Genomic DNA, 14680 nt, shown 5'->3' on the forward strand with positions numbered 1-14680 from the left:
ACTTAGTGTGCTGGTTGTTGAGATTGATTTGCTTTTTTTTGCATGTATATAGCATCAAAGTTGATTGGTGCTAGATTAAGAGGTAAAAAACCACCTTTAATTATAGACGAATCAATAACTCTTTTTGCGTAAGGGAAAAGAGTATTGGCACAGTATGTATTAAGTACTGATTCAACCTGTTCCTCACCCATACCAGTGATTGTGAATATGCCAGACTGAGTAACTTCAGCTATATAAGCGTTAGATTGCTTATTTTTGGTTGTTACTGTAATTGTTAGGTCAAGTTCAAAAGTCTCATCATTGATTTTCTTTGTGTTTATATCAATATTAAAATCTGAACTAGGATCCCACTGATCTTTAAAACAAGCTGGAGAATTAACTGTTTCTAGTGAAACATCTTTTGTGTACACTTTTTGAATTAAGAAAGAAGGTTGATTTTCATTGTCTTGCATAGTTTTTCCTAAGACTTTACAAATTTATATTTAAGAAATTATAGCAAATTGAAAAAGTTTATATAACTAAATTAGAGTTTTTTTAATTCAAAGAGAATATTTAATGCTTCTATAGGAGTTATAGTATTGACATCTATGTTTTTAAGCTTGGTTTTGAGTGTGTTTTCATCGTCTGCTATTAGTTCAAGTTTGAGATTTTTCTGAGGTTGCTTCGGTGAGCTTGGTTTTGATTGGTTTTTTTCTAAGTCACGTAGATTTTTCTTTGCTGACTCTAAAACATCTGCTGAAATACCTGCTAGCTTAGCTACTTGGATTCCGTAAGATTTTTTAGCAGCACCGGCTATTGCCTTATGCATAAAAAAGATATCATCTTTATATTCTTTTGCTTCAAAGTGTATGTTTTTTATATTTTGATACTGGTTAACTAATTCTGTAAGTTCAAAATAGTGAGTGGCAAAAAGAGTGAATGAGCTTATTTTTGCAAATTTTTCAGCACAAGCTTTCGCAAGAGACAAACCATCAAACGTACTTGTACCTCTACCAATCTCATCCATGATCACTAGTGATTTTTCAGTTGCGTTATTTAGGATATAAGCAGTCTCTGTCATCTCTACCATAAAAGTTGATCTACCACTAGAGATGTCATCTGAAGCACCAATTCTGGTATATATAGTATCTATGTCACAAATATCCGCATAATTAGCTGGTACAAATGAACCGATATATGCCAAAAAAACAAGCTGAGCAACTTGGCGCATATATGTGGATTTGCCTCCCATGTTGGGTCCAGTTATTATTTCTAGTGTATGAGTGTCTGCAGTTAATAGCGTGTCATTAGGTATAAAAGGTTCATCGATATTTTGCTCAATTGCTAAATGACGAACTTCTTTTATGTCGAGTTTACCAAGTTTATTAAACTTAGGTTGATTTAAGTTTAGTTTGATAGCTCTTTCTGCAAAGTTTGCTAACACATCTATTTTTGCAATACTTACTGCAGTTTCTTGGATTTGACAGTAGTACTCTAGAACTTTATTTAATAAAGTATCGTAGATAAGTTTCTCTCTAGCCAAAGCCTTTTCTTTTGCTGAGAGAATTTTATCTTCAAATGTTTTAAGTTCATCGGTGATGTAGCGTTCACTTGCTTTAAGAGTCTGGCGTCTAATATACTCGGTTGGAACTCTATCTGCGTACTGTTTTGATAGCTCTATGTAATAACCATGTACACGGTTGTAGCCAACTTTTAAGGTGTTTATACCTGTTTTTTGTTTTTCTTGTGCTTCAAAGTTAAGTAAAAAACCGTAAGAATTATCTTTTAACCCTTTTAGTTCATCGAGCTCTTGATCAAAGCCTTGTTTGATAACACCTCCATCACGAATGGTCGCCGGAGGGTTATCTATAATAGCTTTATCTAGTAAGTCTGTGAGTTCATCGATTTGATGAATATGATTATTTATATTTATAATTTCATCTGTATTTTTTTGATTAAGTAAATCTTTAAGTTTAGGTAGTTGTTCAAGGGATGTGTGAAGCGAGACTAAATCTTTGGGTTTTACTGTTCCTAGAGCAACACGTGAAATTATTCTTTCAATATCATTTATGTAAGAGAGGACTTCTTGGATTTTTAGGAAATAATGCTGTTCTTTAAAGGTTTTTATAATATTGTGACGAGAAGATATTTTATTTAGATCTCTAGTAGGATTTTTAAAGTATCTTCTTAAAAGTCGACTTCCTAGACTGGTTTTACATTTATCTATTATGTTTAAGAGACTACTTTTTGAGTTGTTGTCTAATTCTAAGTTAGTTCTACTATTAGCATCTATTTTTAGTGTGTTTTGGTCTTCATCTAAGCAAATATCTGTTATATGTTTGGGTGTGTTTTTTAGTGTACTTGTCAAATAAGCAAGTATTGATCCGATTGCTATTAACTGCTCTTTTTTATAAAGACTTAAAATGTTGTTTGTAAAACTTTTATCAAAGGAATTAGTTATATGTTTTTTTGTTTCAAAATCACTAAAGTACCATTCTTCTAAAACTTTTGTTGGTTTGTCAAAAATATTTTGTTCAGCAAGATCTTGGGAATTGGTTACTATTTCTTGTGGCGAGAGTTTCAAAATTTGGCTTTTTAGTTCAGAGAGGTCTTTTATAGTATTTGTTAAGTATATTTTACCTTGAGTATAGCTTGTGTATGCTATGTGATATTTATCACTTTTTTTATAGATGCTTACTAAGATACTATCTTGATTACTATCTAAAAAAGCTTCTTCTGAAACTGTTGCTGGAGTTATTATTCGTGTTACTTGCCTGTCAACGGGACCTTTCGACGTGTTTGGATCACCTACCTGTTCACATATAGCGATCGAAAGTCCTTTTTTGACAATCTTAGCTATATAGTTTTCAGCAGCATGATAGGGAACTCCAGCCATAGGTATCGATTCACCATTAGACTTACCACGTGCTGTAAGAGTAATATCCAATAGATTTGCAGCCTTTTTCGCATCATCAAAAAAAAGTTCATAAAAGTCACCCATCCTATAAAATAGTAATATATCTGGATATTGAGATTTAATTTTTAGATATTGTTGTATCATAGGTGTGTGATTAGAAGTTTTTTGCATAGCTGTTAATATTCAGATTTCAAAATTTTATGTTTGAGATTATATTATAATTAACTACTATAACAAACCTTCAAAATGATTCGTTGTAGCTTTTTTATTTTGTTAAAATGCTTTAGAATATAATCTAGCTATTTTTACGAATTGATTTGTATTTAGAAAGGAGAAAGTAATGAATTATTTAGACTTTGAGTCAAAGATAAAGGAAATCGAAGATAAAATTACGTCATTATCTCATGTGTATGAAGATGATAAAACAGAAGCTGAAATTAAGAAGCTTGGTAAAAAAAGACTTGAGCTTATGGAGTCAACTTACTCTAAGCTTACAGACTGGCAGGTAGTTCAGCTATCTCGTCATCCAGATAGACCATATTTCAAAGATTTACTATCACTAGTTTTTACAGATTTTCAAGAACTACATGGCGATAGAGCATTTGGTGATGACTTAGCTGTGATTGGTGGTTTAGCAAAATTAAATAATAAGCCTGTCATGGTTATAGGCCAAGAGAAGGGCCGTGATACTAAAAGTAAGATTAAGCATAACTTTGGTATGATGCATCCGGAAGGTTATCGTAAAGCGCTAAGACTTATGAAATTAGCTGAGAAATTTAACATGCCAATCGTTACTTTTATTGATACTCCAGGTGCGTACCCAGGTATCAAAGCCGAAGAGCGTGGTCAGAGTGAAGCAATCGCAAGAAACTTATTAGAGATGAGTGCGCTTAAAGTTCCTGTGGTTTGTATCGTGATTGGCGAAGGTTGTTCTGGTGGGGCGTTAGGTATAGGTGTTGGTGATAGATTACTTATGCTTCAATATAGTTACTTTGCTACTATCTCTCCTGAAGGATGTGCGTCAATTCTACATAAGACAGCTGAAAAGGCGTCTGAAGTTACGCAAATGATGAATATAACTTCAGGTCGTCTTAAAGAGTTAGAAATAGTTGATGCAGTTATTCCAGAGCCATTAGGTGGAGCGCATAGAGACTATGATACAACAGCTGCTAATATCAGAAAAGCAGTTGCTGCAGAGTTGAAAGTATTGTCAGAAATGACTGTAGAAGAAAGAAATTCTAAAAGATATGATAAATTAATGTCTTTTGGAAGATTCAAAGAAGCTTAATTTTCTCAATTTTAATCTAATTTATTTCAATGCTTCTGAAAAATATAAGATCGCAGGCAGGATTTGGTATTGTAGAATCAATGATTGCTGCTCTGATTTTATTATTTGTTTTATCATCAGGATTTATCTTATTAAACAGTATTCTTGTGAATATAACTCTTGAAAATAGGAAAGATGAGATAGCAACTCTTCTTGATGAAAGAGTTAGTATATATCGTCTTACAGGAGTATTTGATGATTCTAAGACAGATGATGGCATAGAGTTTATAAAAACTGTTGTTTTAGAGAAAGAAAATGATATAAGGCCGGAAGAAAAAAAACAGCCTGTGAATAGATTTAAATCACTAAGTGTATCTGATATCAAAAAAATAGCAGCAAAAGCTGATAAGAAAGCAAAAAAAGACGCTGCTAATAGTGTCGATATTGTATACAAGGTAGTAAATATTGCGGCAATAGATGATCAGATGGGAGTGGCTGATAGGGTCAAAATTATTGAGCGAGATATAAAGGCTGATGGTGTTGAAGAGAGTTAGAAAGTGTGCAGGTTTTAGTTTGCCAGAGCTAATGGTTGCAATGGTTATAGCTGCTATAGTGATGGGTATGGCTGTTGGAATATATATTGATATGAAAAAGCAATATATAAGGCTCAGTGATAAACATAGAATAAACTCTGATCAACTATTGATTAAGCAAATTTTCTATAATGCAATCGGACAAGCAGGCTTTACAACTAAATATGGAGACATATATCAACAGCTTGTGGATAACTCAGGGGATAACTTTGGAGATATCTTTGGGAAAATGGGTATAGTTACAATTGGTAAGTCACCTGCGCAAAATTTTGAAAGCCTTCCTAAAGGATTAAGTATGCCTGTTGAGCTATGTAAGGAACGAATGCTAAATGATGAAGCTCTCAGAGATATGAATATTGACGAGGACATTCACTGTGTACAGCCTGAGAGTGATTTTTTAATGATTCAAAGAAGTAGCTTAGATTCCACTTTAAAGTCAAATTCATCAAATAATATTTTTAAAGTAAATGAGTTTCAAAAGGATACATTGCCTGAAAAAGACCTTTCTATGAATGATTACTTGGTATTATGTAACTCATATGAATGTGATCTTGTTAAAGTTGGGGCTGTTACGTATGATTTTGTTTCTACAACTAAGCGTGTAGAAAGTAAATTTAAAATTGGTGATTACGTTGGTAAGTATATATTAGAGGTATTCTTTGTCGCATCTACTAATAAAAAAGACAAAGATGGTAATGAAATATACTCACTGTATGAATATGTGAAGCAAAATGCAGACGATTCACAAATATATGAATTAATAAGTGATGTGACTGATTTAAAGATTGAGTATGTTTTAAATTCAGATATTCAACAAGGAAATGCTAAAATAGACTGGAAGTCATTGAAAAAAGAGCTTGTGAATATAAAAAGTGACTCGACTGCTGCACTTAAAATCTCTTTTAAAGTGGCCGGTCAAGAAACAAGTAAAATTTATTTATTAGGCCAAGATTAGGTGGGTATATGAGAAATAGATTAAGCCCAAATATGAATGGTTCAGCATTGTTAATGGCCTTAATACTTTCATTTGTGATTATGATAATGCTTGGAGGTCTTTTATACACATTCAAGATGGGGATGTTAACTACCAAGAGTATTATCAGAAATAGTAGTGATAAAGTTTTAGGAGAGACGTACCTTTCTAAAGCAAAGGATGATATTAATTTTACAAAATCTAGTGAGTTTGAAATTGGTAAGAGTAAATTTGAAATAACTGTCGATGACGATGATATATCATCATTCTATCCAGCTATGACAAATGCTGAATTATTTCAGTCACAGGAATACAAAAGTTATGATGTTATATACAAAGCTTTTAATCAAGGAACAAAAGTAGATTTAACAGAGAGAATTATTTATAACGCGCTTGCAGCTAATACGTATCAAAACTTTGATGGTGATTATACCCCAATAAATGTTCCAATGATAAATCCAGATTCAGTGACTAATTATCAAGCAAGAAGCTATCGTCTAAAGAGTGATGGTAGTATTGAAAATTCACCAAAAGGGTTTATTGGATTTGTAGAAAAGCAAAATAAGCAATTGAATATCTTTACAGATAAGGCAAAAATAGGAGTGCCAATTCCAGATAGTATGGGGACTGATTATAAAGTTAGGATAGGTTGGAACCTTGAAAAAGGGAAATGGACTTTATATTTGTTGTTATATGATACTGATAAATTGTTTACATCAAATATAGAATTAGAAAAATTGCTTAGTGACGATGTGAAAGGGCTTGAGAAAGACAATAAAGCAATAGGTGAAGAAATTGGAAATTGGCAAGCAGTTTTGGTTGGTAATGGAAAGGGTCGATCCTCATCAGGAGCACAATTTGTAAAAGATAATATACTTGGGGTAGTTTGGTATTTTGACAATAATGATGGTGCTCCAGAAATAATGTTGGTAAGAAAAGATAGTCAGAAAAAAGGTAATAGACAGGTCTTAGAAGTTTATTATTCAGAATATTCTACAACAAATAAGAGTTATATACTTAAGTTAGCAGAGAAAATTAACTTTAAAGGCGATTTGGATGAGGATAATATAAAGCTTCTAGTGCCTGATATGTCAAATAATTTAGAAGCTAATATGGTTTTAATATTTCATCCTAATAACCAAAGTAAAACTCTTATGGGGATAAGTGATTTTAATTTTAATGGAGATCATAGGGTTGGTAAAAGTCTAGATACATATATAGATGGTGAAAGCTTTGGTAAACCTGTTATAGTTTCTAAATCTGATGAGTCGATGTATATCATAACGTATGAACCAAATAAACTTCATAGATATGAATATCAAAAAGGTTTTGGTAGTTTTGTTAGTTTAGATTTTGGTTCTAATGGTTTGGAAAAAGAGTTTAATTTTGAAGATAATGATAATCTAAATGTTGTAGTAGGGCTTCCTAAGAAAAAAAAGAATAAACCTAAAAGGCTTGGTGGAGACAAAAGTAAGAATACGGAAGATCAAGATGATAATGGTATTCAGCTAGTTGTACCTAAGTTTGGTTATTTGTTTGTATTTACACCAGATAAAGTTATGCAACTTAATTATGATTTTGATGTACTTCAAGAGGTTGATTTAGGGCCTCAATCTCCTCAGATTCTTGCTGATTTTGATGCTGTCAAAAATACTGTTAACAAAATATATATTCAATCAGAGGCTTTAGACTTTAAAGCACAAGAAATGAAAGATGAAATAGGTGATGAAGCACAACCTGAAGATAAGTCAGAAGTTGATGATAAGTCAAATAAATCTAGGAGTAGGTCAAAATCTATTTCTGAAAGAAAAAAAGAGCAAGCAAACAGAGGTAAGAAAGCTGAAGATGAGGTAGAACCTGCCGCTCCAGTTTATTTGGAGAGTAAATATCTTTATCCATTAGGAATTGTTAAGGAAGTTAAAATATGAGCATGCTAGAAAATATAAATACAGAAAAAAGGAATCCAAGGAGCTTTAATCTTGATTCGATGTCAGTCCAGGAATCTGTGAATTTAATGATAGATGAAGAGTATGGTGTGATTGAAGCATTAAAAGAACAAAGTTTAAACATTGCTAAGATAGTCGAGGTTACATCACAAGCTTTGAAAAAAGGTGGTAGGATAATATATATAGGTGCCGGAACAAGTGGTCGATTAGGAATACTCGACGCTGTTGAGTGTCCACCAACATTTAGTGTTGATTATAACACTATTATTGGATTAATCGCAGGTGGCGAAAAAGCTTTTATTCAAGCTCAAGAGGGTGCAGAGGATAATCCTGATTTTGGTAAAGCAGATTTACTAAAAATAGATTTGACAGATAAAGATGTTGTAGTAGGTATCGCAGCTAGTGGAAGAACACCTTATGTTATAGGGGCTCTTGAATATGCAAATTCTATCGATGCTACTACTATTGCGATTAGCTGTACTAAGCAAGCTAAGATATCTAGTTATGCTGATTATAATGTCGAGGCAGTACCTGGTCCTGAAGTTTTGACTGGATCAACTAGGCTTAAGGCGGGAACAACACAAAAACTTATTTTAAACATAATATCAACGTTATCTATGGTATCGGTTGGCAAGGTGTATCAAAATTTGATGGTTGATGTTAAACCAACTAATGAAAAATTAGTTGAGCGCTCTAAGAATATTATCTGTGAGGCAACAGGAGTTGATTATGTGACAGCCCAAGATTTTTATATGAAAGCTAATAAGTCTGTAAAAGTCGCGATTGCAATGATATTAAATGATTGTGATTATGAACAAGCTTTGGCAATATTAAAGAAGAATAATAACTTTATAAAGAGTTAATATGAGATTGTTTATATTATTTGTTTTAGCATTAGTAAGTTTAGATGGATACTCTGCTGTTTATGAGTTGCATAAAAATGGGGTGCCTGAGTTTACCAATACTCCATCAAAAGGAGCAACTAAATTAGACTTAGCTAATGACAATGTTACTGTGGTAAATGCAGACGACATTCCAAAGCAAATTGTGTGGCGTAATAGCCAGCAACAGCAGGGTTATGCAAGCTATTCACAACCTTATCAAGATACACTGCAGTCTGCTTTTCCTGAAGAGTTTACAGATAATTATTTTGATTTTTACGGCAGAGATTATCAATATCATAGTTTAATGGCATCAAATATGGGCCAAAGTATGTATGCTGAAAATGGAGCTAATAATAGACGTTTGCGGAGTAGCTACTAAATACCATGAAACTCTAAAGTTTAGATATTAAAAAATTATTTTAATTGTTCCAGAGATGTATTTGCTGCTTGCTTAGTTGGATTGTGAGGATAAATCATATTTAAAACTATCTTCAACGTTGAGCCCTGAGCTAATATTGATAATATCACGACAGTATAAGTCATACTGACTATAACATGGCCCTCATCAGGTAGTGATAATGCTAGAGCTAGGGATATTCCACCCCGGACTCCAGACCATGCAACAAGTATATTATCCCTAGCAGATGCTCTGGAGAGTTTTTTATCTATAACGGTTATAGGGATTGAAATGCTGATTAGCCTAGCAAATGTAACTATAAATATACCTGCAGCACCCACCCAGAAAGCACCATGATCAAAAGGTATACTAGTCAGTTCAAGACCTATCAGTATGAATAGAAATGAGTTCAGCATATTGTCAATAATCATCCAAAACTTATCAATTTTTTCTACCTGGTTTGGGTGAGTTTTCTTGCGATCAGAAAGGCTGTTACCTATAACTAGGCCAGCAACAACCATGGCAATTGGTCCTGATACATGTAGGCTATGAGCTATTACATAGCCCATACTAGCTATTGCTAGTGTTACAAATATGGAAGTTTCTGAGTCATCATTTGTTTTTAGGAAGATTAAAGCTACTTTTGCAAATATATAACCAAGCAGTATTCCTCCACCTGCTTCAATACCAATCTGTTTGGTAATAACCCAAATATAGTTAACACCGGGGCTAGTTATTCCTTGACCGAAGTCTCCTCCACTACCAAAAAATACAATGTTTGAAAGTATTACAAATAATACAATACCAGTAGCATCATTAAATAATGATTCACCTACCACACGCGTTTTGAGATGTTTAGGAATTGACTTATTGCCGGCGAGGGTACTAATGACTGCTATTGGATCCGTAGGTGAAATAAGTGCGCCAAACACCAAACAGTATCCAAAGCTTATATCAAATCCAACTAACAAGCAGAATCCATAGATTAGAATGGCTGTTGTTAGAGCAGACAAAATTAAACCAATACTGGCAAGTCCAAATATAGCTTTCAGCTCTTTTTTTAGATCAATCATATTGAAATGCAAAGCATTTGCGAACAACAGGAAAGACAGCATTCCATCTAAGACTGTTTTTTTGAAGTCAAAACTAGACAGGGCAACTACTAAAAAGTTCGATGGACTAAGAAAGGATGCACATAGTGCCGAAAATGTTATTGATAGTATTGTTAGTCCAATTGCTTTTGGTAGTTTCAGAAATTTTGTATTGATGTAACTCATCAATGCAGCTACAACAGTAAGTAAACTAAATAAAAAAAACTCACTCATATTATTCCCCTACAGTCCACAGCTATATTCCCAGCTACAGGCCTTTGATAATTCTTCCAAAATATTGCCATGAATAAAAGCATGGCCATCTAATTTGTCGAAAGGTACATTATTAAACATAAAGCTGTTTGTTTCATTTTCTAGTGCTGAAACTTTTTTTACATCAGCTTTTGTCATTTTTTCAAACTCTTGCTGTGTTAAGTGTATACAAGGTTGGCACTCAAGACTATGATAAAACGCTTTAAAAGGCAGGTTTTTAGTTAATTCTAAAATATCATCATGATTTAGATCCAATAAAGGGTATTCTAGTGATCTATAGTCATATTTTTCCTCTTCTTCTAGGTTTCTCAAAAGCTGTGAAACCTTTGATAAGTCTTTTCGGTGACTCAGAAGTATAGTAGCTTCAGCATCAGGATCAATTTTATCAATTTTGTTTAACAATGTGATACCTTTTAGGAAGCCGGCACACCAACTGAACTGTTGTGAAGGAAACTGTTTACGTGCTTCGACTAGTTCTTGAAAAGTATTTTCTGATTTTAGGTGATAAAATTCTATAGCTTCATTTTTGAGCCATGTGAATACATTCTCTAAATATTTATCCCAATTCTCAGCAGCAAAACCAGTATCTACGGATAGTACACAAAAGTTGTTGTGTAAATTTTTCTTTGCCCAACATATAAGAGCCAAAGAATGGATGCTATAGTTAGCTATAATTACATTATCTAACCTTTGCATTTTTACATTCCTATTAAATCTTTAATTTCTCTAAGTTTACTCATAGCTAAAGGACGCATTTTCTCTGCTCCTTGATTGAGAATATCATCTACAACTTTTGAGTTATTGATATAGTAATCATATTTCTCTCTAGCGTCTGTCAAATATTCATTTATTTTTTCAAAGAGTATTTGTTTGGCATCTCCCCAACCTAACCCACCAGCTAAATATTTTTCTTCTAGAGAAGAGACTTCAGCTGTGTTAGCGATACTTTTATATATTGCAAAGACAGTACAGTTTTTTGGATCCTTTCTTTCTTCAGGTGTTTGGGAGTTTGTGATGATTTTCATAACCTGTTTTCTAAGCTTTTTCTCTGTGGAGAATATAGGTATGGTATTATCATAACTCTTTGACATTTTGCGACCATCTAAACCAAGTATTGTTTGACTGTCTTCATTCGTTAGAGCTTGAGGTGCTTTTAATATTTGTTTTTTGTATATATGGTTAAATCTATTTGCAATATCACGGGCTATTTCTATATGTTGGATTTGATCTTTTCCTACTGGAACTAAATCTGCATCAAACATCATAATATCTGCAGCCATAAGTACAGGGTAGTTAAACAGCCCCATAGTTATGCCTTTATCAGGATCAGCATTTTCTTCTTGAATATTTTGGTCTACCAATGCTTTGTATGCATGAGCACGATTCAATAAGCCTTTAGCAGTAGTTGTACTGATAATCCATGTTAGCTCCATTATTTCGGGTATGTCTGATTGACGATAAAAAGAAGCTTTTGTAGGATCAAGTCCTAGAGCTAACCATGAAGAAGCTATTTCATATATATATTGTTGGCGTAGTTTTTTATCCCAAAGCTTTATTAATGAGTGTTGATCAGCTATGAAATACATACAATTGTATTCATCACTTTGAGACATTTCTATTGCAGGCTTAATGGCGCCTATATAATTTCCTAGATGTGGTGTGCCAGAAGGAGTTATGCCTGTAAGAACTATTTTTTTAGACATTATAGATATTTAATTACTTGGTATAATAATCTGTTAATTTTATCATATAAGAAGTTTATTTACTCTATCGCTATAAAATAAAGTTAACTAAACTAAAGGCATTAAAACTGATGAAATATAATAGAAACAGATTTAAGAATAAATTTTTTAGTTACCATACTCACAGTTAGCAATATAAGTTCCATTTTGCTCAGCTACATATATTTCAGCACGAGTATATTTAGTCGTATCCATTTTTGTAGGGCAAGTTACAGGAGCTTTACCTGACTCTTCATACCATGTTATTTTTGGTGATACAGTTATACTTGTTCCAATAGGAGCTTTAGCAGAAGCAGTACCCGGTCTCTTATCAGTAGTTGGAGCTATATAGCCTTGTGTATATACGGTACCTTCAGGACCTGAGAAGGTTATGCCATCAAAACCTGTCGCTGGGCTGTTATTATGTACTAAAACAGTTGCTTCTTTAGGAAGTTCTCTTTCATTAGGAATCTTATCACATTTGTTACTATCTAAAGCACAAGGAGACATGTAGTAACCAAAGTCTCCTATGCCGTGAGCCGGATATTTGATCGAACCTATGTTGTATGCTTCTGGGTCATAATCAACATTTAAAGACCAACCCATAAAACCAGCGAATTTAGTATCTTTAGGAATGTTTCCTAGATTATCATATACTGACTTCATAGCATCATAAGTTTGTAAGGCCGAAGACTCTGGAGGAGTTTTACCACCATCAAAATGAGGGAAGTATACTGTAGCAGCTCCGCCACCCTGAGCAGCTGTAGGATAGCCTATAACTATTTTAGCTGTTTTCGCTCCAATATAATCTTTAGTAAGTGTGTATGCATCTTGAATAAAATCAGGATTTTGCTCAGGTGCAGTGTTGTAGTTCTGTACATATATATAATCAATTAAGTTTAAGACTTTATTGGTGGCATTAAATAATGGAGCATAAAATTCATCATTACCGGTTGAGACTAGTTTATCATTATTAATCTGAGGAGCTATTACTACTAACTTTGAACTATCGATATCTTTTATATTTGTAATTACATCTTTTAGGTATGTACCATTGTTTGTTGCTGTTTCTGGTATTTCAATATCAAAATCGATACCATCTAATCCATATTTATTTAGGAAGTTAACTATATTTTGAGCAAGTCCTTTAGCATCAGAACCATTGGGGTTATAAGTATTAACATTACTTTGTCCACCAACTGATACTACAACTTTTAATCCGGCATCTTTTGCTTCTTGGATTTTTTTAGCTGCAAGAGCTTCATAGTCACTTTTAAACGATATATTATTATTTGCATCTATTGTTGCAAATGCTATAACAGCCTCGTTGTAACCATCTTTAGCAACTTGAGATAAATCTACACTATCAGCAGATCCCATAGCGGTAATATCTAAATACCCAGCCATTACTCTATCATTAGAGTTTGCGGAACTAGCAGCTGCAGGAGTAGAAGTACTAGCGAAAGCTATAGCTGATGATGCTATAAGTAAGCTTGTTATAAATGTTTTTTTTATCATTGTGATCTTTCCCTTTTGTTATGTATATTAAAAAAAGCTTTATACATCACAATTATAATTACGAGGATATCTATTTTTATATAGACAATAATGCATAGCTGTTATGCATGTTTGCTAGAGCTTGATACCTTTGTTTCATAGTATTTAAAAAAATAAACATTAATACATAGTCAATATTGGAAAGAATTAGATAAAGCTTCTATAAAAAAAATATAACAAGTTGAAAGCGTGTAGAGAAAAAATGGAGCGGGAAACGAGGCTCGAACTCGCGACCCCAACCTTGGCAAGGTTGTGCTCTACCACTGAGCTATTCCCGCTTGAAACTATGGCACACCCAAAGGGATTCGAACCCCTAACCGCTCGGTTCGTAGCCGAGTACTCTATCCAGTTGAGCTATGGGTGCAAAAGTTGAAGCATATTATATGCAAAAAATATTAGTTAGTCAAGTTTGTGATGTTATTAATTGTCTCAATTAATTTATCTTCTAACTCTTGATCGCTCAGGCTAGTATTGTCTATTACGAAGTTAGCAATTTTTTCTCTTTCATTATCAGATATCTGTAGATTAATGAAAGCAACCGCTTGTTGTCTGCTTTTGCCATCACGTTCCATTAGTCTTCTGATTCTGGTTTCAAGATCGGCCTTAATTACAATTACATTTTTCAAGTAATCGTAGTGACGAAAGTTATATGGACCAAGTAGAGGGATGTCGACAATAGTCATAACAGTATCGGATTCTTTTACTTGTTTCTTGATTTCTCTGTTAATAACAGGGTGAAGATAATCTTCTAGCCATTTTTTAGCTTCTTTGGATTCTGTAATAATTGCTCTGAGCATAGCTCTGTTTATTTGCTTATTCATTACAATATCATTGCCAAATTTTTCGGCTATTTTTTTAATTACAGAAGGTTTTTTGGTAATTTCTCTGCTTATTGTGTCTGCACATACAACATTTAAATTCATTTTTTCTTTTAAAATTTTTGTTGCTGTTGATTTGCCACTAGCTATACCACCAGTTATACCAATTGGATAAGTTTGTATCACGCTCATCTACGCCTTCATTATAAAAAAATTATTTGAGCACAGATTTTAATATTTTTTTCTAAGAAAGTCATACATTTT

The 14680-nt window shown here is 33.2% G+C and carries 13 protein-coding genes and 2 tRNA genes; 6 read left to right on the plus strand and 9 right to left on the minus strand.

Annotated features, from left to right (window positions below):
- Nucleotides 1–2: 2 nt before the first annotated feature.
- Together secB and mutS are read right to left on the minus strand one after the other, a co-directional pair.
- On the minus strand, nucleotides 3–452 hold the full coding sequence (gene secB, locus F0R75_RS00765; protein WP_013922496.1) for a protein-export chaperone SecB: 450 nt from the start codon (nucleotides 450–452) through the stop codon (nucleotides 3–5).
- A 71-nt stretch (nucleotides 453–523) separates the two neighbouring features.
- The gene (mutS, locus tag F0R75_RS00770; protein ID WP_149368698.1) at nucleotides 524–3067 is read right to left on the minus strand and encodes a DNA mismatch repair protein MutS; all 2544 of its coding nucleotides are present in this window, start codon (nucleotides 3065–3067) and stop codon (nucleotides 524–526) included.
- 169 nt (nucleotides 3068–3236) lie between these two features.
- Between mutS and F0R75_RS00775 the strand changes: the two genes are divergently transcribed.
- From F0R75_RS00775 to F0R75_RS00800, 6 genes are read left to right on the plus strand one after another with little or no spacing between them, the layout of a single operon-like run.
- Nucleotides 3237–4184, plus strand: a complete 948-nt coding sequence (locus F0R75_RS00775; RefSeq protein ID WP_149368697.1) for an acetyl-CoA carboxylase carboxyltransferase subunit alpha — start codon at nucleotides 3237–3239, stop codon at nucleotides 4182–4184.
- Nucleotides 4185–4213: 29 nt separating this feature from the next.
- Nucleotides 4214–4717, plus strand: coding sequence for a type IV pilus modification PilV family protein (locus tag F0R75_RS00780; RefSeq protein WP_149368696.1), 504 nt, complete (start codon nucleotides 4214–4216; stop codon nucleotides 4715–4717).
- Complete coding sequence (locus tag F0R75_RS00785) at nucleotides 4698–5711, plus strand: PilW family protein (RefSeq protein ID WP_149368695.1); 1014 nt, start codon at nucleotides 4698–4700, stop codon at nucleotides 5709–5711. Before F0R75_RS00780 ends, F0R75_RS00785 begins: the two co-directional genes overlap by 20 nt.
- A gap of 8 nt (nucleotides 5712–5719) precedes the next feature.
- Nucleotides 5720–7657: a hypothetical protein gene (locus tag F0R75_RS00790; protein ID WP_149368694.1), complete on the plus strand. Its 1938-nt coding sequence runs from the start codon at nucleotides 5720–5722 to the stop codon at nucleotides 7655–7657.
- Entirely contained in the window at nucleotides 7654–8538 is an 885-nt protein-coding gene (gene murQ, locus F0R75_RS00795) for an N-acetylmuramic acid 6-phosphate etherase (protein ID WP_149368693.1), read from the plus strand. Before F0R75_RS00790 ends, murQ begins: the two co-directional genes overlap by 4 nt.
- Before the next feature lies 1 nt (nucleotide 8539).
- Nucleotides 8540–8938 (plus strand): hypothetical protein, encoded by a 399-nt coding sequence (locus F0R75_RS00800; protein WP_149368692.1) that lies wholly within the window; start codon nucleotides 8540–8542, stop codon nucleotides 8936–8938.
- A gap of 35 nt (nucleotides 8939–8973) precedes the next feature.
- Here F0R75_RS00800 and F0R75_RS00805 read toward each other — a convergent pair whose 3' ends face one another.
- From F0R75_RS00805 to coaE, 7 genes are all read right to left on the minus strand, one after another.
- Nucleotides 8974–10281, minus strand: a complete 1308-nt coding sequence (locus tag F0R75_RS00805) for a cation:proton antiporter (RefSeq protein WP_013922504.1) — start codon at nucleotides 10279–10281, stop codon at nucleotides 8974–8976.
- Nucleotides 10282–10290: 9 nt separating this feature from the next.
- Nucleotides 10291–11016, minus strand: coding sequence for a hypothetical protein (locus tag F0R75_RS00810; RefSeq protein WP_149368691.1), 726 nt, complete (start codon nucleotides 11014–11016; stop codon nucleotides 10291–10293).
- 2 nt (nucleotides 11017–11018) lie between these two features.
- Nucleotides 11019–12023 (minus strand): tryptophan--tRNA ligase, encoded by a 1005-nt coding sequence (gene trpS / locus F0R75_RS00815; protein ID WP_149368690.1) that lies wholly within the window; start codon nucleotides 12021–12023, stop codon nucleotides 11019–11021.
- 147 nt (nucleotides 12024–12170) lie between these two features.
- On the minus strand, nucleotides 12171–13559 hold the full coding sequence (locus tag F0R75_RS00820; RefSeq protein ID WP_246145961.1) for a glycoside hydrolase family 18 protein: 1389 nt from the start codon (nucleotides 13557–13559) through the stop codon (nucleotides 12171–12173).
- Between the two features lie 242 nt (nucleotides 13560–13801).
- Nucleotides 13802–13876, minus strand: a tRNA-Gly gene (locus F0R75_RS00825).
- Nucleotides 13877–13885: 9 nt separating this feature from the next.
- Nucleotides 13886–13962 (minus strand) — tRNA-Arg (locus tag F0R75_RS00830).
- A 31-nt stretch (nucleotides 13963–13993) separates the two neighbouring features.
- Nucleotides 13994–14608 carry a dephospho-CoA kinase gene (coaE, locus tag F0R75_RS00835; protein WP_149368689.1) on the minus strand — a complete coding sequence of 205 codons (615 nt, stop codon included), beginning with the start codon at nucleotides 14606–14608 and terminating at the stop codon, nucleotides 13994–13996.
- Nucleotides 14609–14680: the final 72 nt, after the last annotated feature.

It is taken from the genome of Francisella marina (genome assembly GCF_008369785.1).
GTDB classification, from domain to species: Bacteria; Pseudomonadota; Gammaproteobacteria; order Francisellales; family Francisellaceae; genus Francisella; species Francisella salimarina.

Coding starts and splice junctions, on each gene's coding strand:
- F0R75_RS00805 (WP_013922504.1), bottom strand. CDS start 10,281: ATGAGTGAGTTTTTTTTATTTAGTTTACTTACTGTTGTAGCTGCATTG.
- F0R75_RS00790 (WP_149368694.1), top strand. CDS start 5,720: ATGAGAAATAGATTAAGCCCAAATATGAATGGTTCAGCATTGTTAATG.
- secB (WP_013922496.1), bottom strand. CDS start 452: ATGCAAGACAATGAAAATCAACCTTCTTTCTTAATTCAAAAAGTGTAC.
- F0R75_RS00775 (WP_149368697.1), top strand. CDS start 3,237: ATGAATTATTTAGACTTTGAGTCAAAGATAAAGGAAATCGAAGATAAA.
- murQ (WP_149368693.1), top strand. CDS start 7,654: ATGAGCATGCTAGAAAATATAAATACAGAAAAAAGGAATCCAAGGAGC.
- trpS (WP_149368690.1), bottom strand. CDS start 12,023: ATGTCTAAAAAAATAGTTCTTACAGGCATAACTCCTTCTGGCACACCA.
- F0R75_RS00785 (WP_149368695.1), top strand. CDS start 4,698: ATGGTGTTGAAGAGAGTTAGAAAGTGTGCAGGTTTTAGTTTGCCAGAG.
- F0R75_RS00780 (WP_149368696.1), top strand. CDS start 4,214: ATGCTTCTGAAAAATATAAGATCGCAGGCAGGATTTGGTATTGTAGAA.
- F0R75_RS00810 (WP_149368691.1), bottom strand. CDS start 11,016: ATGCAAAGGTTAGATAATGTAATTATAGCTAACTATAGCATCCATTCT.
- coaE (WP_149368689.1), bottom strand. CDS start 14,608: ATGAGCGTGATACAAACTTATCCAATTGGTATAACTGGTGGTATAGCT.
- F0R75_RS00800 (WP_149368692.1), top strand. CDS start 8,540: ATGAGATTGTTTATATTATTTGTTTTAGCATTAGTAAGTTTAGATGGA.
- F0R75_RS00820 (WP_246145961.1), bottom strand. CDS start 13,559: ATGATAAAAAAAACATTTATAACAAGCTTACTTATAGCATCATCAGCT.
- mutS (WP_149368698.1), bottom strand. CDS start 3,067: ATGCAAAAAACTTCTAATCACACACCTATGATACAACAATATCTAAAA.